This is a genomic window from Lederbergia galactosidilytica, from assembly GCF_017873565.1.
GTDB lineage: Bacteria > Bacillota > Bacilli > Bacillales > Bacillaceae_C > Lederbergia > Lederbergia galactosidilytica.
Genome location: NZ_JAGGKH010000003.1, coordinates 1 through 22,243, shown reverse-complemented (window position 1 = coordinate 22,243; position 22,243 = coordinate 1). Strand labels below are relative to the sequence as shown.

General features: G+C 37.6%; 21 protein-coding genes. 10 read left to right on the top strand and 11 right to left on the bottom strand.

Features of this window, described 5'->3' with window-relative positions:
* Window positions 1–311: 311 nt before the first annotated feature.
* Window positions 312–1,211 (bottom strand): glucose 1-dehydrogenase, encoded by a 900-nt coding sequence (locus J2Z23_RS03620; RefSeq protein ID WP_064467777.1) that lies wholly within the window; start codon window positions 1,209–1,211, stop codon window positions 312–314.
* 462 nt (window positions 1,212–1,673) lie between these two features.
* Between J2Z23_RS03620 and J2Z23_RS03615 the strand changes: the two genes are divergently transcribed.
* Window positions 1,674–2,678 carry a DUF3231 family protein gene (locus J2Z23_RS03615; RefSeq protein ID WP_209973214.1) on the top strand — a complete coding sequence of 335 codons (1,005 nt, stop codon included), beginning with the start codon at window positions 1,674–1,676 and terminating at the stop codon, window positions 2,676–2,678.
* 6 nt (window positions 2,679–2,684) lie between these two features.
* A complete protein-coding gene (locus J2Z23_RS03610; RefSeq protein ID WP_209973212.1) occupies window positions 2,685–3,143 on the top strand; it encodes a hypothetical protein in 459 nt (152 codons plus the stop codon).
* A gap of 95 nt (window positions 3,144–3,238) precedes the next feature.
* Here the strand turns inward: J2Z23_RS03610 and J2Z23_RS03605 are convergent, their stop codons facing one another.
* On the bottom strand, window positions 3,239–3,469 hold the full coding sequence (locus J2Z23_RS03605) for a YczF family membrane protein (protein WP_209973209.1): 231 nt from the start codon (window positions 3,467–3,469) through the stop codon (window positions 3,239–3,241).
* Between the two features lie 404 nt (window positions 3,470–3,873).
* Here J2Z23_RS03605 and J2Z23_RS03600 point away from each other — a divergent pair, with 404 nt between their 5' ends.
* On the top strand, window positions 3,874–4,977 hold the full coding sequence (locus J2Z23_RS03600; protein ID WP_057988628.1) for a GerAB/ArcD/ProY family transporter: 1,104 nt from the start codon (window positions 3,874–3,876) through the stop codon (window positions 4,975–4,977).
* An 80-nt stretch (window positions 4,978–5,057) separates the two neighbouring features.
* Here the strand turns inward: J2Z23_RS03600 and J2Z23_RS03595 are convergent, their stop codons facing one another.
* The 9 genes from J2Z23_RS03595 to J2Z23_RS03555 form a co-directional block, all read right to left on the bottom strand.
* Window positions 5,058–6,257: a Ger(x)C family spore germination protein gene (locus J2Z23_RS03595; RefSeq protein ID WP_238482590.1), complete on the bottom strand. Its 1,200-nt coding sequence runs from the start codon at window positions 6,255–6,257 to the stop codon at window positions 5,058–5,060.
* Between the two features lies 1 nt (window position 6,258).
* A complete protein-coding gene (locus J2Z23_RS03590) occupies window positions 6,259–7,863 on the bottom strand; it encodes a spore germination protein (RefSeq protein WP_209973379.1) in 1,605 nt (534 codons plus the stop codon).
* A 144-nt stretch (window positions 7,864–8,007) separates the two neighbouring features.
* Window positions 8,008–8,913, bottom strand: a complete 906-nt coding sequence (locus J2Z23_RS03585) for a peptidylprolyl isomerase (protein WP_064467773.1) — start codon at window positions 8,911–8,913, stop codon at window positions 8,008–8,010.
* A gap of 299 nt (window positions 8,914–9,212) precedes the next feature.
* Window positions 9,213–10,616, bottom strand: coding sequence for a sensor histidine kinase (locus J2Z23_RS03580; protein WP_057989066.1), 1,404 nt, complete (start codon window positions 10,614–10,616; stop codon window positions 9,213–9,215).
* Window positions 10,613–11,353, bottom strand: a complete 741-nt coding sequence (locus tag J2Z23_RS03575; protein WP_057989068.1) for a response regulator transcription factor — start codon at window positions 11,351–11,353, stop codon at window positions 10,613–10,615. The genes J2Z23_RS03580 and J2Z23_RS03575 overlap by 4 nt, the downstream gene beginning before the upstream one ends.
* Window positions 11,354–11,494: 141 nt before the next feature.
* Window positions 11,495–12,724, bottom strand: coding sequence for a S1C family serine protease (locus J2Z23_RS03570; protein ID WP_082881232.1), 1,230 nt, complete (start codon window positions 12,722–12,724; stop codon window positions 11,495–11,497).
* Between the two features lie 611 nt (window positions 12,725–13,335).
* The gene (locus J2Z23_RS03565) at window positions 13,336–13,878 is read right to left on the bottom strand and encodes a GNAT family N-acetyltransferase (protein WP_209973207.1); all 543 of its coding nucleotides are present in this window, start codon (window positions 13,876–13,878) and stop codon (window positions 13,336–13,338) included.
* 25 nt (window positions 13,879–13,903) lie between these two features.
* A complete protein-coding gene (locus J2Z23_RS03560; RefSeq protein WP_064467771.1) occupies window positions 13,904–15,262 on the bottom strand; it encodes an MATE family efflux transporter in 1,359 nt (452 codons plus the stop codon).
* Between the two features lie 388 nt (window positions 15,263–15,650).
* On the bottom strand, window positions 15,651–16,595 hold the full coding sequence (locus tag J2Z23_RS03555; protein ID WP_057989074.1) for an aldo/keto reductase family protein: 945 nt from the start codon (window positions 16,593–16,595) through the stop codon (window positions 15,651–15,653).
* Between the two features lie 200 nt (window positions 16,596–16,795).
* Here J2Z23_RS03555 and J2Z23_RS03550 point away from each other — a divergent pair, with 200 nt between their 5' ends.
* From J2Z23_RS03550 to J2Z23_RS03520, 7 genes are all read left to right on the top strand, one after another.
* Window positions 16,796–17,587 carry a Cof-type HAD-IIB family hydrolase gene (locus J2Z23_RS03550; protein WP_057994813.1) on the top strand — a complete coding sequence of 264 codons (792 nt, stop codon included), beginning with the start codon at window positions 16,796–16,798 and terminating at the stop codon, window positions 17,585–17,587.
* Window positions 17,588–17,591: 4 nt separating this feature from the next.
* The gene (locus J2Z23_RS03545; RefSeq protein WP_209973205.1) at window positions 17,592–17,984 is read left to right on the top strand and encodes an SLAP domain-containing protein; all 393 of its coding nucleotides are present in this window, start codon (window positions 17,592–17,594) and stop codon (window positions 17,982–17,984) included.
* Complete coding sequence (locus J2Z23_RS03540; protein ID WP_057989080.1) at window positions 17,981–18,451, top strand: low molecular weight protein-tyrosine-phosphatase; 471 nt, start codon at window positions 17,981–17,983, stop codon at window positions 18,449–18,451. Before J2Z23_RS03545 ends, J2Z23_RS03540 begins: the two co-directional genes overlap by 4 nt.
* A gap of 418 nt (window positions 18,452–18,869) precedes the next feature.
* Window positions 18,870–19,679 carry a transporter substrate-binding domain-containing protein gene (locus tag J2Z23_RS03535; RefSeq protein WP_057989082.1) on the top strand — a complete coding sequence of 270 codons (810 nt, stop codon included), beginning with the start codon at window positions 18,870–18,872 and terminating at the stop codon, window positions 19,677–19,679.
* 248 nt (window positions 19,680–19,927) lie between these two features.
* Window positions 19,928–20,590: an amino acid ABC transporter permease gene (locus tag J2Z23_RS03530; RefSeq protein ID WP_057989084.1), complete on the top strand. Its 663-nt coding sequence runs from the start codon at window positions 19,928–19,930 to the stop codon at window positions 20,588–20,590.
* Window position 20,591: 1 nt separating this feature from the next.
* A complete protein-coding gene (locus tag J2Z23_RS03525) occupies window positions 20,592–21,314 on the top strand; it encodes an amino acid ABC transporter ATP-binding protein (protein WP_057989089.1) in 723 nt (240 codons plus the stop codon).
* A gap of 488 nt (window positions 21,315–21,802) precedes the next feature.
* Window positions 21,803–22,015: a YjzC family protein gene (locus J2Z23_RS03520; protein WP_057989085.1), complete on the top strand. Its 213-nt coding sequence runs from the start codon at window positions 21,803–21,805 to the stop codon at window positions 22,013–22,015.
* The last annotated feature ends 228 nt before the right edge of the window (window positions 22,016–22,243 follow it).

Here is a 22,243-nt window from a genome sequence, read left to right as displayed (position 1 = left end):
CATCTTTTACCTAAAATAAACCTCGAGCTTTAAACTAAATATAGGCATCCAAAAAAGTTAGGTGAAAAACCATTTGGATGCCTATATGGTATTTATAGAATAAAAAGCCTTTCAAACACTTTCGCAAAATATTTATCCCAAACATTTTCCTTCGAAAATAGGCAAAGGAATGCATAAGCCAACAAGGAATATCTGATGGATATGCTATTTGGTCTAGCAATAGGAAAATGCGTTATATCATCCACCATTCTACATGATGATATTATGTATCTGAGAAAGATCTTTTTTCGGATACATATACATCCCTATCTTTACGAACTTACCATTACACCCCCATTTACATGGAGGACTTGCCCAGATACGAAGCTTGCATCATCTGAAGCAAGGTAAACATAAGCAGGTGCTAACTCAACAGGCTGTCCTGCTCTTTTCATAGGCGCATCTAGTCCAAATTTCATAATATCTTTGGCAGAAAAACTAGCTGGAATTAACGGTGTCCAAACCGACCCTGGCGCTACCGCGTTTACGCGAATCTGTTGATTGGCAAGGGAAAGTGATAAAGATCGTGTTAATGTCACAATCGCACCTTTTGTTGCACTATAATCAATCAGCTTTTTATGCCCTTCATACGCTGTAATCGAAGTCGTATTAATAATCGAACTACCAGCCTTCATAAAGGGGAGAGCTGCTTTAATCATGTAAAAGAATGCGAAAACATTCGTTTGGAATGTGAACTCAAGTTGCTCTTTCGTAATATCAAGAATGCTCTTTTGGACATATTGTACCCCATGATTATTCACCAAAATATCAATCTTCCCAAAGGCTTCTATTGTCTTTTGAACAACATAATTAGACATTTTCTCATCTTTTAAATCTCCAGAAAGCAGGAGACAATCTCCACCAAGCTCATAAATTCTTCGCTCTGTTTCCTTCGCATCACGATGCTCATTCAAATAGACAATCACCACTTTAGCTCCTGCTTTTACAAAAGCATAAGCAATTGCGCGCCCAATACCACTATCTCCCCCCGTAATGATAGCCACTTTATTTGCTAATTTTTCGGAGCCGCGCTCATTAGGATTTTCAGAGATCGGACGAGGGTGCATTAAATATTCTAGTCCGGGTTGTACAGGTTGGTGTTGCGGTGGAAATGCGATTGGCTCATTTTTACATTTTGTTTGATACCCAAAATAGGGATAATTTGGAAACATTGGATAAACCTCCTCATTATGGGCCATTATATTCGTAAGGAAGACGATGGGTTCATTAGCTCCTTTCACGGCTTAGAAGAAGCCGGGAAAATTGCCAATAAGCTTCTATCATTTCAAAAAGGGACCTTTTCGCTAAATGTGCAAATTCTGGTAATCTAAGAGGAGACTTTGCAGTTGCGTTCACAACCTTTAAAATGGTCTTTTTTTAAAAGGCAAAATTAGACCTAATTTCGAGGACATTTAAGCAGAAGATAAATTTATATGAAAGGGACCCCTATTTACTACCAATAGGTTTAGGTATCGTCTGCTCCTCCAATCTTGCCTTTCTCACTGTAGAAAAAAGCATTCTTGCTGCGACCACCTCACATTTCAAACATTTTCTTAAAATTTTCTCGACAATCTTATACAAATTCTATTTTAGGAAACACTATACCTACTTATATCTAAATAGGAGGTAAATGCATGACAACCCACGACCATATGAAATTAACAGCCAGTGAATTAGGCATTTTATTTGAATCTTACACAAATGATGCCTTAGCCACCTGTATGCTATCTTATTTTGTCGAACATGTAGAAGATCCCGAAATTAAAGCTTGTGTTGAATATGGATTGGAGCTATCAAAAAAGCATATCGATATCGATAAGAATATTTTTCGAGAGGAGGATCTTCCCACTCCTGCGGCATTTTCAGAACAAGATGTAAATACCTCGGCACCTAGATTGTACAGCGATGAACTTATTCTTCATTATGTGCAAAACCTTGGGATTATGGGGTTAAACACCTATAGCATGGCTCTTCCTAATACAACTCGGAAAAGTTTACGTGAACATTTTACCCATTGCCTTCAATCATCTGCTGAATTATTTAACCGTACAACTGACCTTTCGATCCAAAAAGGTATTTATGTACGTCCTCCCACTATTCCCTATCCGCAACAAATTGATTTTGCGCAAAAGAGGCATTTTTTGGCAGGATGGATGGGAGAGCAAAGACCACTTACAAGTATAGAAATTTCATTACTATTTATGAATCTTTACCGAAATGCTCTTGGCGGTGCCTTATTAACTGGATTTGCCCAAGTGGCACAATCGAAAAAGGTACAAAATTATATGACAAGGGGTGCGGAGATTTCCAAGCATCATAATGCAGTCTTTGTCAAGTTTTTAAGTGAAAGTAATATTCCTGCACCAGCTACAGGAAATTTCACGGTTATGACGACAACAGATCCTATTTTTTCAGATAAACTTCTTATGTACCACACGAGCTTCTTAGAAAGTGCAGGAATTGTTTTCTATGGGCAAAGTATCGGTGGAAGTGCAAGAAAAGACCTATCCGCAGCTTATAGTCGTCTAATGGTGGAAACCGGGGAGTATTCACTGGATGGAGCAAATATAATGATTGATAATGGCTGGTTCGAGAAGCCTCCCTCTGCACCTGACCGCAGAGAATTAACAAAGGGCTAGAATAATGTGGATGCAAAAGAAAAGCTTTTTTGGAGCATTGCCTTTCCCGGTTTCGGACAATTATTAAATAAAAAATATGTAAAAGGTCTTGTGTTGATTGCCCTAGAATTTGTCGTCAATGTAAAAGCCCGTTTCAATGATGTCATTATCGCTAGTTTTCATGGTGACATGGATATGGCCATGGAACAAGTTAATTTCCAATGGTTACTTTTCTATCCCTGTCTGTACTTTTTCGCCATGTGGGATGCCTATAAAGATGCTGGGGGTGGGAAAGAACCGTATTCCTTTATGCCCTTTGTTTTCTGTGCCTATTTTGTAACTGTTGGTACGATTTACTCAAGTAAAATAACGTTTATTCCTGGAATCATCTGGCTTCCTATGCTCAGTGTCATACCCGGTGTAATCGTAGGACTCTTCATAAAAAGAATATGTAATTATTACGCAAAGAAAAATGACAAGGGATAATGTCCAACGAATATTGCTCCCTTGTCATTTTCTTAATTGTTATAGCGGGAAACATCTTTAAAAGAATAACTGCGAACAACAGCGACAAGGGATGACTACGTCTTTTTCCCTTGTCGCTTGTTCTTTATAAAACGAAGCACTGGTAATAGAACGATGACCAATGGATAGAGGATATAAAAAGTCTTTTCACCGCCTTGCATTAATAAAAGGGGGCGGGCCCACAGTTGAAAGGCTTCCTTCAAATTGAGGCCAAAAGTAAAATTCATGCAAATGGTTAAAACAGATAATAGAGTTATCATGAGAATAAAAATCCCCAGTACTTTCATGTATAGCTCCTTTCATTCACAATTTGTTCCTGCTGTATTCTTTACTTTGGCCCTTTTCAGTTATAAAAAGGGATCAAAATGGGTAAAACGAAGAATGAACTCATATTAAGATTTATTTAAAAGGGCTTAAGTTTACTAAAGATACTGACGTCAATTGCTAACGACTATCTTTTACGAATTATAGTCTGTTCAAATACTAGGTAGTTCCACATGGATATACAGAAGATTTGAGGTTGCGATCCTCCTACAATTGGGCGTATCCCATTGGGAACATATTTGAGCAGCGGAATCGCAATCCAATGAGCTCTGTTGCATCAAACTCCTTGCCGCATTACAGGAGTTTCGCAATTTAGCTCTTTTTAAACATTCTTTATTAGAATTTGCGAAAGAGGGGGGATCTATCCATGGAGCCAGCTAAAATTAGTTCTTATCAGCTTTTTGTTTTAATCATTATGTTTGAACTTGGTAGTGCTTTACTATTCCCAATTGGAATTAAAGCGAAACAAGACGCCTGGATCGCCATCTTAATTGCCATGTTAGGTGGTTTTTGCATATTTCTTCTTTATTATGGGCTTTATCGATACTATCCAGATGTATTACCAACAACCTATGTACAAAAAATAATTGGTAAAGTTCCCGGAAGAATACTTGCTCTTTTTTATATGCTCTTTTTTTTATATTTAGCGGCTAGAGTTCTTCGTGATCTCGGGGAAATGCTCACAATGGTTGGTTATTCAAGTACGCCAATTGTGATCAACCATTTCTTACTAATTATCATTGTTGTATATACTGTAAGGAAAGGAGTTGAGGTCATCGCAAGAAGCGGAGAATTATTTTTTGCTTTTATTTACTTTTTGGCTATTATCGGTTTTATTCTTATTATTTCTTCTGACCTTATACACCTAAGTAACCTAAAGCCAATTTTAGAAAATGGGATATATCCTGTTATAAAGGTAGCAGCAGGCGAAGTTTTATTCTTTCCATTTGGCGAGATTTTTGCATTTTCAATGATTCTCCCCTATTTAAACAAACCCCAAAAGGCGAAAACGGCCGGGTTGTTAGCGATTGCCTTAAGTGGAATTAATTTAACGATTAGCATGGTTGTGAATATTAGTGTTTTGAGTGTTTCTACATTGGAACGAACTCAATTCCCTCTCCTAAATACAATTCAGTCTATTGAATTAGCGGAGTTTTTGGAACGTCTTGATATCTTTTTTATGCTCGCTCTCATCATTCTTGGATTTTTTAAAATAGTTATTTATTTTTATGCTGCTATTATTGGGACTGCTGATCTATTTAATTTGCCCGAACCTGCAAGATTAGCACTTCCATATGGGTTCATTGTTATCTTCATTTCAATTGTGACAGCTAATAATGCACTTGAACACCTTAAAGAAGGTTTATTTGTCGCTTCCTTATATATACATTTTCCCTTTCAAATAGTCATTCCTTCTCTGTTACTTTTAATCGCATTTTTTAAGAATCGAAAGAAGAAAAAAGCTTCATAAATAAAAACCGAGCAGTATTAATTCTAAAGCACTTCAAAAAGCTACTTTAAGAATTAACCATGCCGGTTTTTTATTTCCCATTATTTCTCATATGTAAAAGGGTTTTTCCTCAATCCAGTTCTGGAAATACTTACGTCGACCTTAACAACAGCCTCTAATTCGGGATAGTGTTCCTCATTCCAATCTTCCTTTAACTTTTTCCAAGAATCAGGATCATTTTGATACAGCTTTTCACCGATGCCAAATATATCTGTTTGATATTCTTTGCTTTTTGTAATCGTAGATTGAACGATTTCCTTAATTCTTCTCATTGCTTTTTCCGCTATTTCTTTACGAACATGATAGTCTTCAATATTGACCGGTATATTAACCTCTCCCAATTCACCCCTAGCGACAATATTAATAAAAACGGTTGGTTTCCCATTTTTCATGGCCACCTTTACTTTGGTCTTTTCGCTAATAACTTGGAAGGAAATTGGCTTTTTCTCCTCTTCCCAATCAATTCCAATAGTAGTTTCATGAATATTACTCATAATCCATGCCATTCCCATTGCTTCCTCCCCATGGAGATAGCCAATTAATTTGTCCTTTTTAAACACAGCAATACTATCAGCTTTAAGGACGGTCTCGGGAGCGGTACTTTGCAAGTTTTCCATTCGCTCGCCCTCCTCTACACTGCCAAAATATTTAAAGCTGGGAATAATGGCCTCCCTTCCATCAGCGGATAGTGCATTAAGAAGTTCCCGAATATTAACTGGCCATTGTTCTCCCCATTGCTGTTCGGAAAACTCAAGTGTCTTTGTAATTTTATTTGCCGGAATTTTATCAATTGGACTAGACACCTTTAATAAATTATTGGCGCTTGTATCTTTGGCGATCACCACTCTTGCCGTATCACGAAAACGGTCATCACGGTCAAGTGCATCCAAAAAACTCGCAATTCCTTTCTCCTTTGCCAATTCTTCGCCTATTACAACTAAATTTGCATGAGAATAGAATAAGACTCTTGATATTTCACTAGCTGCCTGCCGGCTCACTTCAGTCAAATTATCACCATATATCTCATAGACAGTGACCGTTGAGCTATCTTGACCTGATCCACCTTGTAATCCACCTGCTACATTTCCAGGGTTAATAATTTGAAAGGTACCGATAAAGCCTCCATCTTCAGCCTTGTCCACTCCAATTGCGGCGACAAATGCAATATCTGTCAGTTCTCTTTTATCCCAACAACCGGATAGAAGAACAATTGGGACCAGTAGTGTAAGGAAAATTCTCATATTATGAGTCATTCGAGTCACCCTTCTCAGATTCTCTTACTGTCATATTACGACCTTTGGGCGGTTTTGGCTTTGGCATTTTCCCTCCATGCATTTGTTTCCCTTTCATGATTAAATTTGCTCTATTTCTTGTTGTCCAAAGTGGCACACGGATTAAAGTATCACCTAAATTTCCAAATGTTGATGGAGCAATAGGTGTCATGTATGGAACGCCAAAGGAGCGTAGACTGCATAAATGTACTACCAGAAAAATTATTCCTAAAATCACACCGTACATACCAAATGTTGCAGCGGCCACCATAAATACAAATCGAATTAATCGTGAAGAAATGGCGATCGCAAAGGAAGGGGTAGAAAAGTTGGCAATTGCTGTAATAGAGACAATAATAACCATAGCAGGAGAAACAATCCCTGCTTGTACGGCTGCTTGACCAATAACTAGAGCTCCTACAATTGATATCGCCGAACCGACCGCCCTCGGCATTCTCACACCTGCCTCACGTAATATTTCAAAAGTTACTTCCATCATAATTGCTTCTATAAAAGCTGGGAATGGAACTGATTCTCGCTGTGCCGCAATGATAATAGCCAGCTCAGTCGGGATCATTTCTTGATGAAAAGTAGTACCTGCAATGTATACTGAGGGAGCAATAATTGATAATAAAAAAGTTTGAATGCGCAAAAACCTTAAAGCTGTTGCAATGTCGAAACGGGCATAGTAATCCTCAACAGATTGGAAGAATTGAATAAAGACCGCTGGAGCTAATAAAACAAAAGGGGTTCCATCAACAAAAATCGCGACCCTTCCTTCCAAAATATTTCCTGCTACAGAATCCGGTCTTTCTGTATGATATAACGTCGGAAAAGAGGTCCATACCTGATCTTCAATTAGCTGTTCAATATAACCTGACTCTAATATGGCATCGATCTCGATCTTTTGTAAACGACTGCGAACTTCATCCACAATTTGCTCATTTACAACATCTTTTAAATACATGATTTCGACATTTGTTTTCGTTCTATTGCCAATTTTCATTGATTCAACCCATAGATTTTGATTACGTATTTTTCTTCTCACAAGGGAAGTGTTTGTTCGAATCGACTCTGTAAAGCCATCTCGAGGACCACGAACCGTAACTTGGCTTTCTGGCTCTTCTATAGCGCGATGCTCTCCACCTATTGTATCAACAGACATGAATTCGCCGATTCCTTCAATAAGAATAATCGTATTGCCATCCATTAATTCAGTATATAACTGCTCCCATTCCTTCGCTTTCTGAATCGGTCCCATCGCGACAACCTGTGTAGAAAGCGATTCTATCATTCCCTGGACTGTTTGTTCTGTTTTCATATCTGACTCATATATTGACTCAATAATAAAGTCATGGACTGAGGTATCATCAATAAGACCATCGACATAAACAATGGCTAAAGAAATCGTCGGTTCTCCCTTTTTCAACTCTCTTATGACAATATCTGAACTATTCCCCGTTTCTTTCTTTATTCTTTGTATTGTTTCAGATAAATCAGTACCTAATAAATCTTTCTGGGATTTGTCGTTCGTTAATCTTGTCTGGTTATACTTTTTCTTAAAAAATGAAAACATGACAAAAAATCCCTTCCGTTTTCCCATTAGCATCCGTTAAAATTTCTGTTTTATACATTTTTCTATCGGCACGTAAACTTTGCTATCCACACATAAAAGGCTGCCTCCTGGATGGGGCAGCCTTTTGCGAACACTCGAGAGTGCTTATTCATTTGTACTTAGGGATTTTTTAATTTTATAATCTTCCTTTTTCTCGTTCAACCATGTTTGATATTCTGTTTGGAGCTTTTGTTCAAACAGTGTATCTTTAATTTCTTCTTTATGATCTGCCAATTTTGCCTTTTTGGCATCCTTTTTATCTGTCACTTTGATGATATGATAACCATGTTCTGTTTTTACTGGATCACTAATTTCATCCACTTTCATGGAGAAGGCCTTATCTTCAAATTCCTTAACCATTTTTCCTTTTCCGAAGAAGCCTAATTCTCCGCCAGATTCAGCATTTGATTCATCTTTTGAATATTCCTTCGCTAATTCAGCAAAATCTTCGCCTTCATCTAACTTTTTCTTTACCTCTTTAGCTGTTTTTTCATCATCGACCAAGATATGACTTGCCTCTACTTGTTCTTCTTGATCAAAGTTGGCCTTATTACTCTCAAAATATTCCTTGATTTCATCATCCGTAATTTCAATTCTTGGTTCTAGTATTTTTTGAATCGATAAATATTGAACAATATCCTTTTCTAGATCTTTTTTCTTCATACCTTGTTGTTGTAAAGCTGAATTAAAAGCTTCCTCTCCACCACTTTGCTCAATATAATCGTCCATTTCCTTCTGAATTTCATCATCAGAAATAGAGATTTTCTCCTTCTTCACTTCCATATTCACAATTTTTTCATTGATCATGCCATCAAGTGTTTGCTCCCCATAGTTATCCACGAGTTGATCATACAGCTCGTCCTTCGTAATTTTGACATCTCCTACATTTGCGACAATCTCCCTCTTCACAAAGGCCGCTGTAAAAATTACAGCTGCACCTAGAAGAATTAGGACAATCACTGAAATTGTAAACTTTTTGCTGGATGATTTTTGTTGCTGATTTTGACTCATTTTTTCCTCCCCCAATACTTATTTTTCTAAATACGCACATAATGCGTGAAAAAACATGACGAACTTAACCATTCACTAGTAGTTTATCGTACAAATATGAATAAACTATTACGAAAAGCGCAAAAATCCAGTTTGCGATTTATGAACTTTTTTCCATAAAGAATCATTCATTCTTCCAAAATATGTCTCCGGAAACTTAATGGACCTTAAAAGCAATTAGAAGGCAAAAGTTTGCTAGTCGCTAGACAGTGAGCTTGACATAACAATATGATATATGAAAACGTTAAAAACTTCGACACTTATTTTTCAAAAGGAAATATTAGAGTAAAAATGGTTCCCTCCCCTTGCTCACTTTCCACATCAATTTGCCCATCATGTAACTGAACAAGTTGCTTTACAATGGATAATCCCAAACCAAATTCTCCATAAGGGTTGTTCGTCCTTGACACCATCGCCTTATAAAATCGATGCCAAATCTTTTTGATTTCACGTGGGTCCATTCCTATTCCGTTATCTTCTATTTCAATAACGGTCTTTCCCTCTGCCATTCTACCACGCAAAGTGATAATCCCTTTTTCAGTAAATTGAATACTGTTTTTCGTGATATTAATTAAGATTTGCGTTAAACGATCATAATCTGCATACACTTGGACGTCGTTGTCTACTTCGAGTATGATTTGATTGTCTTTTTCTTCGGCTTGAATCTCTAATTGATCGCGAATTACCTCCATTACCTCGGAGAGAAGCAGGTTTTCCTTATGAAGTTTAATTTGATTAGAACGTATTTTTTCGTAATCGAGATTTTCATTCACTAATCTGATCAATCGCTTTGTTTCTTGACTCGCCATCAGCATGGCTCGCTCTTTTTCTGTCTCGGGAATCATTTGATTACGAATACCATCAATTACGCCTCGAATCGTTGTTAACGGAGTTCTTAATTCATGGGAAACATCTGCCATAAATTGCCGACGTCGATTTTCTAAACGCTCAATCTCCTCCATCGATCGCTCTAATGTTCCAACCATTTGATTAAAATCTTTTGATAGTTCACCGATTTCATCAAAATCAGAGGATGGAATACGCACAGAATAATCCCTTTTTGCGATTAAAGAAGTTGCCTCCTGTAGACGTTTAATTCTTCTTACATGAAAAGCCGATAAGATCCAACTTAATAATAGCGCAACAGCTACTGCCACCAATGCTGTATAAAATAAATCTTGATTAATCTGCGAAATAATATCTCTTGATCCTTTAATCGGGGAAGCAAGCAAAATGCCACCGACAAATTGACCTTGGCGAAGATATGGTAATAATACAAAAGTGACCCCTTCATTAAAGCGTTTATAGTCTTGCTTAACTACAACCGTATAACCATCTCGTATCTTCTCCCATTCTTCTGCCTCCAGCTTGATCCTTGCTCCTCTTCCTGTAGAATAAATAATTGCTGAACTTGGATCAAATAAACTATATTGAATATCACGCCCCGCTAAAACATGGCCGTATTCTTGGAGAATAGATTCAGAATCATAGTTTTGTTCAAGGTCTGCCAAAACGTTTTTTCCATAAGCTGTAAGCTCATCAATCTTATCTTGATAAATCAGATTTTCAATAAAGTGGGAGAACAACAAGCTTAAAATGAGGATTGCAATTACAATAACACCCACATGGCTTAGAAGTTGTTGATAAAAATATTTTATTTTCATGGGCGATTCTCTTTTTTAGGATCTTCCTCATTTTGTTTTTCCAATTCATCCGCTAATTCTTCAAATTTATACCCCACACCCCAAACAGTTTTAAAAAATGGGTGGTTCGAGGAACCTAATTTATTTCGTAGACGTTTGATATGCACATCCACAGTACGGTCATCTCCATAAAAATCATAGCCCCAGACTTTATCTAATAATTGTTCACGTGAAAACACTTGTCTTGGATGTTGTAAAAAATGATAAAGTAAATCGAATTCTTTCGGTGTTAAATTAGTAACAGCCTTCCCATCAAGAAATACTTCACGTGTATTCTTATTTACTTTAAAATGAGGTGTTTCAATTATATCGGTATTCGCTTGCTTACTTGGCTGTTTTTGAGATCTGCGTGTGACAGCCCGAATTCTCGCCATTAAAGCAAGGGGACTAAAGGGTTTTGTCACATAATCATCTGCACCCATTTCTAAGCCTAAGACTTGATCAGATTCCGTATCTTTGGCAGTGAGCATAATGATCGGTACTGTTTTATTAGTCTCACGGATTTTCCGGCATATACTGATTCCGTCCATTCCTGGGAGCATCCAATCAATAATCAAACAATCCCATTGCCCTTGTTCAGCTCGTTCATACCCAATGATCCCATCTTGGATAAATTCTCCCTGAATCCCTTCTTTTAAAAAGAACATTTCTATCATAGAAGCCACATTTTCATTATCTTCGATGACTAATATTTTCAATTTGGGCACCCCCTCATATTTAAATGTAAATAAAATTAAATCCTTGTGCAAGCACGAAATCAGAAAGTCCGACAACAAAAAAGGGTTCCATAATAAAACACCCCTTGCCATCGACAAGAGGTGCGAAAATCTCGACAAAGATTAACTTTGAGGATTTGCAGTTAGTGTCACAAAAAAGGTTTTCTCTTTACCGTCCCGATAGACTTGGAGTGTGGCCTTATCGCCAACTTTAAGTTCGGTATAAAGAAGTTTCCTTAAATCACTAGCATTTTCAATCTTATGATCATTAATACCAACTAAAACATCTTCCATTTGTAGGCCAGCTTTTCCAGCTGCAGAATCAGGATCAACAGACGTGATGATCACACCAGATTCAATTTCTTTAGGTAATTGTTGTAGATACTGTGGAGCAACTTGCTCAAAATCTACCATGCTAATTCCCATATATGGCCGTTCAATCTTTCCATGTTTAATCATTTCTTCAATAAGTGGCTTAGCATCATTGATTGGTATCGCAAATCCAAGACCTTCTACGCCACTCTCAGCAATCTTCAAACTATTTATACCAATTAATTCACCATTTGTATTAACTAAGGCACCCCCACTATTGCCTGGGTTGATCGCAGCATCTGTCTGAATAACATTTAATTCCCAATTCCCTGCAGAAGTTTCTACATCAATCGAACGGTTAACGGCACTCACAATTCCCTGTGTCACTGTCCGCGAAAATTCAAGTCCTAGTGGATTTCCAATTGCTACAACTTGTTCACCTGCACGCAAAGCATCGGAATCACCGAAATTCATGACAGAATCAACATTGCTACCATCGATTTTAAGTACAGCTAAATCTGTTAAAGCATCCGCTCCAATCAATTCCGCTTCAAGCTTATCGCCATTTTCGAGATTGACCTCAATATGTTCCGCACCCTCAATCACATGGTTATTCGTCACGATAAAGGCATTATTATCTTCCTTTTTAAAAATAACTCCAGACCCTGATGATTCACTTCGGTTTGCATTCTGAGGAGCAAAGGGATTTTCCTGTGTTTTGCTCGTACTCACAATCCCAACTACCGTTTTCGATGCCTGTTCAACCATATCAGCAAGTGATGTCGTATCAGCTGAAAGTTGTTGGATATTTTGGGAAGAACTTTGCCCCGTATCCGCGTTAGCTGTTGGAACTGCAGCCTCTTGTGAATCAGCATCTTTAAAAATCGGTGTATTAAAGACAACCGTTAAGGTTAAAACTGACCCAATCACACCAGCACTTACAGTGGATACAACTCTCTTCACTGTCGTTTTTCCCTTTATCCAACGTTTTTTAGGTCGTTCCGTAATATTACTAACTTCATGTTCATCTTGATCTATCATTATTATTTCCTCCCTGCAACTTATAGTACTTTTATCATAATCACAAGATATGAATAAACTATGAACGAAGCATGAAGAGTTAAAGAAAAGGGCTATTCAGATTATCGTGTGGAAAATATGGAGTGCTCAACCAACCTAAAAAGTGAAATATGCAAGACTGCTCCGGAAGCATAGGAGGCTGCGTCAATGGATCAAAGGCTAATTTCCCGTCATCTAGCGGAGGCACAAAGCTCAACATCCTGTTGTTACGCCTGCACTAGTATATTCTAGTAAGGCACAACAGCGACATGACATACAATCTATAGGTCTGTGTAAAGAATTCATGTTGGATTTATCGTTTTAAAAAGCTGTATCTCACTTCACATAATTTCCCGATTACTAGGAAATACGCAGATCACTGCTTAGCGGCGTAAAACTTTCTAGAGTCGGACGTGATAAAGAAGACATTGTGAGACTGAAAGCTAATGTCGACTTATCATAGAAAGCTGCAAAAGTTTACTAGCCGCGTGAGTCGGGCCCGAGCTAGACCTTGAATGTGCGAGTGACTTAATGATCAGTTAAAAGTTCAACGACTTTTGTCTCTTAACCACTGTTACTGCTATTCTCGGCATCTACTCTAGGTTATCACTGGCAAGTAAACTGTATACAATATGATCCACATAATGATCATAAAGCCACTCTGTTTCGCGGAGAACTCCTTCTTTTTTAAAACCAAGTTTTTCAGGTATCGCTTGACTCTTTTTATTACCGACTGCGATACGAATTTCAATCCGGTTAAAATGAAGATGATTAAGCGCGAAGTCTGCTAGTGAACGGACAACCCGATTCATAATTCCATTGCCTTGATAGCACTGACCTAACCAATACCCAATCGACAGCACTTTATTTTCTACATCCATTTCATTAAATCCCGCTACACCAACGATTTTCTCTCTATATAGAATAACCAGATTCATGGAAGTAAATTCAGCAAAACCTTTCTGACTAAATTGAATGAAAGTGATTGTATCTTCTTTTCTTATCGTCCTGTCAATCCAAGGTAACCATTCCCGTAGGGATTCCCTAAATCGATCTATTAGTTTAAAAAGTTCTTCTGCATCTTTCTCTTCCGCTATTCGTAAATAGAGCTCATTATCCACTGGAAGTACAAACATAGACCCACCTCATTCTTAAAACAGCTTATGATTCCACCGATCTAGCGGAAGCATCTTTTAGCAATTCTTTTTCACTCCATCTTCCAAAGCGATAATATCCAAAAGCCACTACACTGCTAATGACAAAACTACTACCTAATCCATATGCGATTCCCTTCTCGCCAAAATATTGGGCAAACATCCAAGTTAATGGGAAGCGTAAGATCCAGAAGGAGATAAGATTTAAAACTAGTACTTGAAAAGCAGCACCAGAGGCACGAACAACCCCATTCCATACAAAATTAAAACCTAAGAATGGGAAGAAGAATGCGACCATCTTTATATAGTCTGTACCAAAATGAACAGCTCCTGGTTCAGAAATAAACAACCGAATTCCCCAGCCACCGATCACAAAAATGAGAAGGGCTATCAGCAGCATAGTAACCAAGTTCAAGATCGTTGCATATAGAGTGATTTTATGAACCCTTCTCCATTTTCCTACCGCAATATTTTGACCTGCCATACTATTGACTGAAGTCCCCAATGCTTGAGCAGGAAGCATAATCATACTTTCCAAACGTTGTGCTGCTCCAAACCCCGAAACAGCATCACTTCCAAATGAAGTAACAACACTCATGATCGCTGCAGATCCTGCCGAAATCACAGTCATTTGCAATCCAGCTGGGAGGCCTTGTCCAAGTATTAATTTTACCTCCTCTACCTTTGGCAGGGATGGGCGTGAAAAAGGGATTTGCTTATGGGAAACACTTAAATACACACCATATATGAAGGCAACCCCTTGAGCTACAATCGTTGCAAACGCCGCCCCGTCTATCCCCCAATCAAACACATAAATAAAAAGCGGATCTAGAAAGAGATTTAGAATCACCGCAATCCCAACAAATCGTAATGGGGTTTTACTGTTTCCTAGCGCTCGAAATACCGTCCCAATAAAATTATAACCAAATAGGAAGAGAATCCCTAAAAAGTTTATTTGTAAATAACCTGTTGCAGCACTCAACATTGACTCCGGTGTCCCTAATAACCGGAGGATCCACTCAGCTGAAAAGTAGCCGAGAACTCCAAGAATAATAGCCATACTCCCTAAAATGACAGTGAATGCATTCGTATAATTTTTTAATCCAACCGCATCGCTCTTTCCTTTTAATTGGGACAAAATCGTCAATGTAGCGTTATTAATGCCAATAATAAATGATAGCACCGTAAAAATAACAGTACTAGACACTGCTACAGCTCCAAGCGCCGAAGCACCTAGTAGATTTCCAACCCATAAGCTATCAATCAATTGATAGGACACTTGGAGAAGATTAGTTAGAATAATGGGGCCTGAAAAAAAGAGCAACTGTTTCCCGATTGGGCCACTTGTAAAATTCTCTTGCTGCATGTATATAAAATTCCTTTCCTCTCATTTTCTATTATTCTATCGTGGCAGTAAGACAATAGAATTTACAATTCCTATTATAATAATTTACCTATTTAACATTAATGGAAAATTTCCCTTTTTTAAAAATGTAATGACTGCAACACAGGCTATTTCAAAAGTTGAAAATTGCCTAAAAAACTCCCCTGCCGCAGTCGTTTCGTCATTTTTAGCGATTTTTTTGAAATTTATTCATCTTCTATAGACACGGCCTTTCTTAATCGTTTTTGAGAGCTTATTGTACTACTCCGAATCCTTTCAAAGGGTTATTATGTTTTTGGGATGACAAAATACAACAAATAATATATTTGTAAAAAGCTTCGATTTCAGTTAAGAAATCGAAGCTTCTTCTTTAGGCAAGTATGTCTTCTATTTTATCAAGTACATCGGCAGTTAATTCAAGCTCACTACCTTTTACATTAGCCTCAATTTGTTCTGGTCTACTAGCACCAACCAAAGCACTCGCTATCATTGGCTGACGCAAAATCCAAGCAATGGCCAATGCCGGTAATGTTGTGTCCAACTCTTTTGCTACTTCATCTAATTTTCTTACTTTATCCAATACTTCTTCTGTTAGCATACCTTTTACGCCATTATTGATTTCATTATTTGCTGCACGGCTTGTTTCTGGTATATTACCACCAAGATATTTTCCAGTTAAAATCCCCTGTGCAAGTGGAGAGAACACCACTTGTCCAATGCCATACTTACTAGATACAGGTAAAACTTCCTTCTCTATATAGCGATTCAACATATTATAGACAGGTTGATTGACAACAATTCGATCCAATAATTTTCGATCAGCTATCCCTACTGCTTCCTCAATTTGGGCAGCAGTCCATTCACTAACACCAGCGTATAAAATTTTCCCCTGACGAATCAAATCATCGATTACACGAAGAGTTTCCTCCACAGGGGTCTCAGGGTCATAACGATGGCAATAAAATATATCAACATAATCCAAATCCATGCGCTTTAAACTATTATGTACTTGTTCATAAACATGTTTACGAGATAGGCCGCGGTCATTCGGTCTCTCTCCCATCGGCCAAAAAGCTTTTGTAGTAATTACGTAAGATTCACGAGGGAATTCCTTTAAGGCTTTGGAAAGTACCTTTTCACCTTCTCCTTGTTCATAAACATTTGCGGAGTCAAAAAAATTAATCCCTAAATCATAGGCCCTATGTATCGTCTTTGTTGCAGTATCATCTTCCACAGATTTCCCATAGGTTAACCAGCTTCCAAGACTAATCTCACTAACTTTTAAACCTGTTTTACCAAGTCTACGATACTTCATTAGGATCGCCCCTCACTAATATTTTAATAGTAGCTTTACACTTTTATGATTCCCTATTTTCCTGATAGTGTCAAGCATTCTTCCTTATATTTCCCTTGACAAAATTCGCGCACTTTCTCTTTCTTCCTCCTCCGTATATATGTTTTATTTCCTTAATATGATAAACTGCTTAAAAGTGCGTGTTCAAAAAGGAGAATAAAATGTCTACTTATCAGGTATTATTTTTAGATATTGATGGAACTATTCTTAAACCAGATCATACTTATGATCCCTCAACAAAAGCGGCGATCCAACAGGTACAAAAGAAAGGATTAGAAGTATTCCTAGCCACTGGTAGACCCTTACACGAAATTAGGGATTTGGCAAAGGAACTGAATGTCCATTCTTTTATTGGCTATAATGGAGCCCTGGCACTTTACAAAGAAGAACCTGTTGTCGATGAACCGATGAAAAGTGAAACGGTATTAAAGTTTCTAGAGATTGCAAAAGAAAACCAACATGAAATGGTCTTATATACAAGTGAAAAAAACTATTTTACTCGCTTAAATTCACCTGTTGTCCAACATTTCATTGAGATGTTCCAATTAAAACAAAATGAACTGTTTACTGAAGAAGTGGCCGATCAAATTCTTGGCGCTACTCTAATCAATCTTAAACCTGAAGATCAAAAATTATATCATTTCGATTCAACCTATCATCTTTCCCAAGTCAATGTGGAAGCATTACTTCACTGTTATGATGTTATTCGTGATCGGGTAAATAAAGGTGGAGCCATTAACAAAATACTAGAAGTTTTACAGATTCCAAAGGATAATGCGATTGCGTTTGGAGATGGTATGAACGATAAAGAAATGTTACAGACTGTAGGAGAAGGATTTGCCATGGGCAATGCTCATCCAGATCTTTATCAATATGCCAAGCACAAAACGACCAGTGTCACTGAATCCGGAATCTCCAATGGTTTAAAATCACTTAATCTTATTGAGGAATGATGATATGTCAACTGTTCATTTTCATCCAGTCTGGGACCAGCAATTAACTAAAAATGAAAAGATTCAGTATATACAAAAGGCAGATTCCATCTGTCTTCCTAAAGGTTCCTTTTCAGTCACTCCTTTATTGACAAAATATAAACGAAATGGTGGACTGGTGGCAACGGTCTTTCTGCACAATGGTTTTCCTCATCCTTTACAGCTACAAAGACAAATTGTAAAGGTCACGGATGATCGTAACGAAACGATTGCACAAGGAATCTTCTCTTCTTTATTAAAAATCGATCCTATGTCATCTCAACCATGGTCCTTTGTTTTTTCTAAACAGATGATGGAAAGGGAAGAGGCTGATTTAACTACAATATTCATTTCCGTTGTAGAGGAGGAAGTCGAGTGATTCATGTATTATTTGTTTGTCTCGGTAATATTTGCCGTTCCCCTATGGCAGAGGCTATTTTCCGTGACTTAGTTGAAAAAGAGGGATTAACAGAAAAAATCAATGTTGATTCTGCCGGCACGGGGGATTGGCATGTTGGTTCTCCCCCTCATCAAGGAACTTTGGAGATCCTGAATGAATATCAAATTAATGCAGATAAGTTATTGGCAAGGAAATTTACGAAAAAAGATCTAGACAAATTTGATTATATTATTGGAATGGATGAAAGTAATATAGGCAATATGAATAAAATTTCTGGTCATACTCCACACTCTAATATGATCCGTCTTCTGGATTTAACTGATCAACCTAAAGATGTACCTGACCCTTATTATACAGGTGACTTTCAAGAGACATATCGACTTGTAAGTCTTGGTTGTCAACACTTATTAGAAAAAATCAAAGCAGAAATGAAGCTAACCAAATAATCGAGAACATCCCTAATACTCCCAGCCCCCTTTATGTGCTGGGAGTATTTATGTTGACCTTTCTGGGGAATAAGCGGTTTTTCATCCCTTTTAAAATATCTTCCCTTTAACAAAACATGTTTTATTAAATGATACAGAGGGTATCAAACAGTTATCAAGACGTATAGAGAGGATTTTTACAAGAATTGTAGCTTACGTTGATTACATATGCTCTTATCCTTGCTTATCCATTCTCATACTGTTTTGAGAATTTTTCCTTTATTCCAGCTTTAGTAGATAATAAAGAACGGGTGGAATAAAAGCCCAAACGTCTATTCTGCGAATTACACATATGTATATTTTGCCAGTCACTTTACAAATCTGAAAAAGTAAAAAACTCGGAGAATGGATATAAAAAATCAGGAGGGGTGTCTCAATTTTGAAGAAAAAGTTATTTTTCCTTGTAGCAATGGTTTCCCTTATGCTAGCGCTTGCAGCATGTGGAACAAAAGAAAATGCTGATGGAGGTAGTAACGGAGACGGTGATTCGAAAGGAAAAACCTATACAGTCGCAACAGATTCGAATTTTAAGCCATTTGAATATCTTAATACAAAAACAGGGGAACTAGAAGGTTTTGATATCGACTTGATCACAGAGATCGCCAAACGTGCTGGCTATGAAATTGAATTTGAATCAATGGATTTTGATGGTCTGCTTGCAGGTATGCAAGGTGGCCGTTATGAAATCGGCATTGCCGGTATGTCGATTACACCTGAACGTGAGGAAACACTTGATTTCTCTATTCCCTATTATGATTCTGGCATTATCTTAATGGTACCTGAAGACAGTGATATTGAATCGATCGATGATGTAGATGGAAAGAAAATAGGATCTCGCCAAGGCTCTACAAGTGAAAGCTTCTTAGGAGAAAATACAGAAGCTCAAGTGGAGGCTTATCCCGAAATTGTCACAGCATATATGAACTTAGCCAATGGTAAGCTCGATGGAGCTTTATACGATGTTCCAAATGTTCAATACTTTATCGCTCAAGAGGGTAAAGGAAAATTAAAAACCACAGGGGAAATCCTTCAAGGTGAATCCTATGGAATCGCCTTTAAAAAGGGATCCGAATTGGTTGATGATTCCAATGAAGCGCTTGAAAGTATGATTAAAGATGGCACATATGCTGAGATTTATGAGAAATACTTTGGTGAAAAGCCTGGGGATGATTGGTTAGGCGAAGAATAAATGGAAGCTGCCAATTGGAGAGTTTAGGATACAGGAGTAATTTAAGGATCAAAGGCTAAACTCAGTTTCTTGTAGCTTTTCATGTGGCCGACGGCATCCTGTCAGCTTATTGGCACTAAATTTTCCTGTTCGTCTGCCCTGTATCCTCCAATCCCTCTCAACTGCTCAGCTAGTCGCAACAAGTACCATTAACTTGTTGCGACTTTTCACTCATGTAAAATTTGTTTTTAAAGGGAGAGAAATAGAGAATGTTAGAAACAATCATGGATAGTCACTATATTCAAAGCCTCCCCATGCTTTTTAAAGGATTGCTTTGGACATTAATTATTACGATCATCGGTCTAATTCTTGGTTTTATTCTTGGTGCTTTAGCTGGTTTAGGCCGTTTATCAAAGAGTAAAATTCTCCGTTTCATTTGTGGCTTTTATGTCGAAGTCGTGCGTGGAACTCCGATTCTTGTGCAAATTTTATTTATTTATGTAGGGCTTTCGGAAGATTTAATTGGCTTTAATATTGATAAGATCACAGCCTCGATTATTGCCATTTCTATTAATGCTGGTGCTTATATTTCGGAAATCGTTCGTGGGGCCGTAAAATCCATTGATGAAGGACAGCATGAAGCTGGACGTTCGATCGGATTAACTGCGAAACAAACGATGCGTTATATTATTTGGCCGCAAGCTTTTAAAAGAATGATCCCTCCCCTCGGGAATCAATTTATCATCAGTTTGAAAGATACTTCCCTATTTTCAGTTATTGCTGTGGGTGAACTTCTTTATATGGGAAAACAGTATTATAATGCCACTTTCTCCGCATTCCAAACGTTAATTATGGTTTGTGTGCTATATCTTCTCATTACTGTTCCTACCTCATATTATTTGCAAAGATTAGAAAGGAAGCTGGATGTCTAATATGATTACAGTAAATAATTTGCATAAGAGCTTTGGTAAATTGGAAGTTTTAAAAGGAATTGATATGGAAATTGAAGAAAATGAGGTGGTCTGTGTTATCGGCCCATCTGGTTCTGGAAAAAGTACCTTTCTACGTTGTCTCAATTTATTAGAGGAAATTTCATCAGGGGAAGTGATCATTGATGGTGATAATATCGTTGATCCTGCTGTGAATATTAATGATATCCGTTCCCAGGTTGGAATGGTGTTTCAACATTTTAATCTTTTTCCACATAAGACAGTGTTAGACAATATTATATTAGGTCCACAAAAAGTAAAAGGGATGTCTAAATCGGATGCTGAAAAAATTGCTAAGCCCTTATTAGACAAGGTCGGTCTTTCCGATAAGGCTCATGTCTATCCGCAAAGTCTATCAGGAGGCCAGAAGCAACGAGTCGCCATTGCGCGCGCATTAGCAATGAATCCAAAAGTTATGCTTTTCGATGAACCAACTTCTGCTTTAGACCCAGAATTAGTTGGCGATGTTTTACAGGTAATGAAAGAGCTAGCAGATGATGGAATGACTATGGTAGTCGTAACACATGAAATGGGCTTTGCGCGTGAAGTTGGGGATCGCGTAGTTTTTATGGATGAGGGAATTATCATGGAAAAAGGAGATCCTGATCAAATTTTTGACAATCCACAAAACGAACGTACACAAGAATTTTTAAGTAAAATATTGTAACATGATAAGAGCTAGGCACCTGTTTATTCTCGTGTAAGAATAAACACTAAGAGTGTCATCCGGGCACAGTGCTATTCTAACCACATCTTGTAGACCTATCGGAGAAATCTATAAAAGTTTATTAGTCTTTGAACAGTTGAATTCGACACAATCATTAACATAATGCAATAATCATCCTTTAGAAGGGGCTTTTCTAGGAAGTAAATAATAAACTATAAACGTTTTGAAATGACTTCACCTCAGGTAAAATTGACCAATTCTTTATCGATTGCGCCAATTTGACAAATGATAAAATACGAGAAGAGACAGCGTTCTTACTGTATTGACCGCTTCAAAAAGGAATCTTCTTTTATAAATGAGGAAGAACATAATGAACAGGTAATATTTTTTGCAAAATTTAATCTTTTACGATCAGTTGGCATTTTGTATGCATTCTTTGCTATAATATCTTATAGTGTGCAATCTATCTAAAGTGAGGGAAATACATTATGAACCAATTTTACAAACCAGGTGACACAGCACCCGTAGCAGGTACTTATGTGGAAGCAGGTCATGGCGGCGGGAAAGTAAAGGATCCGCAACGTGTAGAACTTCAACAAGGAGATAAACTCCCTGACCTTAAAGCTTATACAGTAACAATTGAACATAAAGGCGAAGAAAAAGTAAGAGATCGTCAACATGTTTGGATCTTAGAAAAATAAGAAGTGCAATCTGCACAAAAAGCTGCCGAGAATTCTCGGTAGCTTTTTTATTTCCACCTGTGCATTCAAATAAACCTTCTACCTCCTAAATCATACAATAAACGGTAGTGTCAAAAATTCTATGAAAACAAAAGCCTAAACGTAGCTCTACGGTCTAAATGTGGTGGTAAGCTACCGCAATCGCTCTTGACAAACACGCCAATGGTTTGAATTACAAGTAACAAGGGC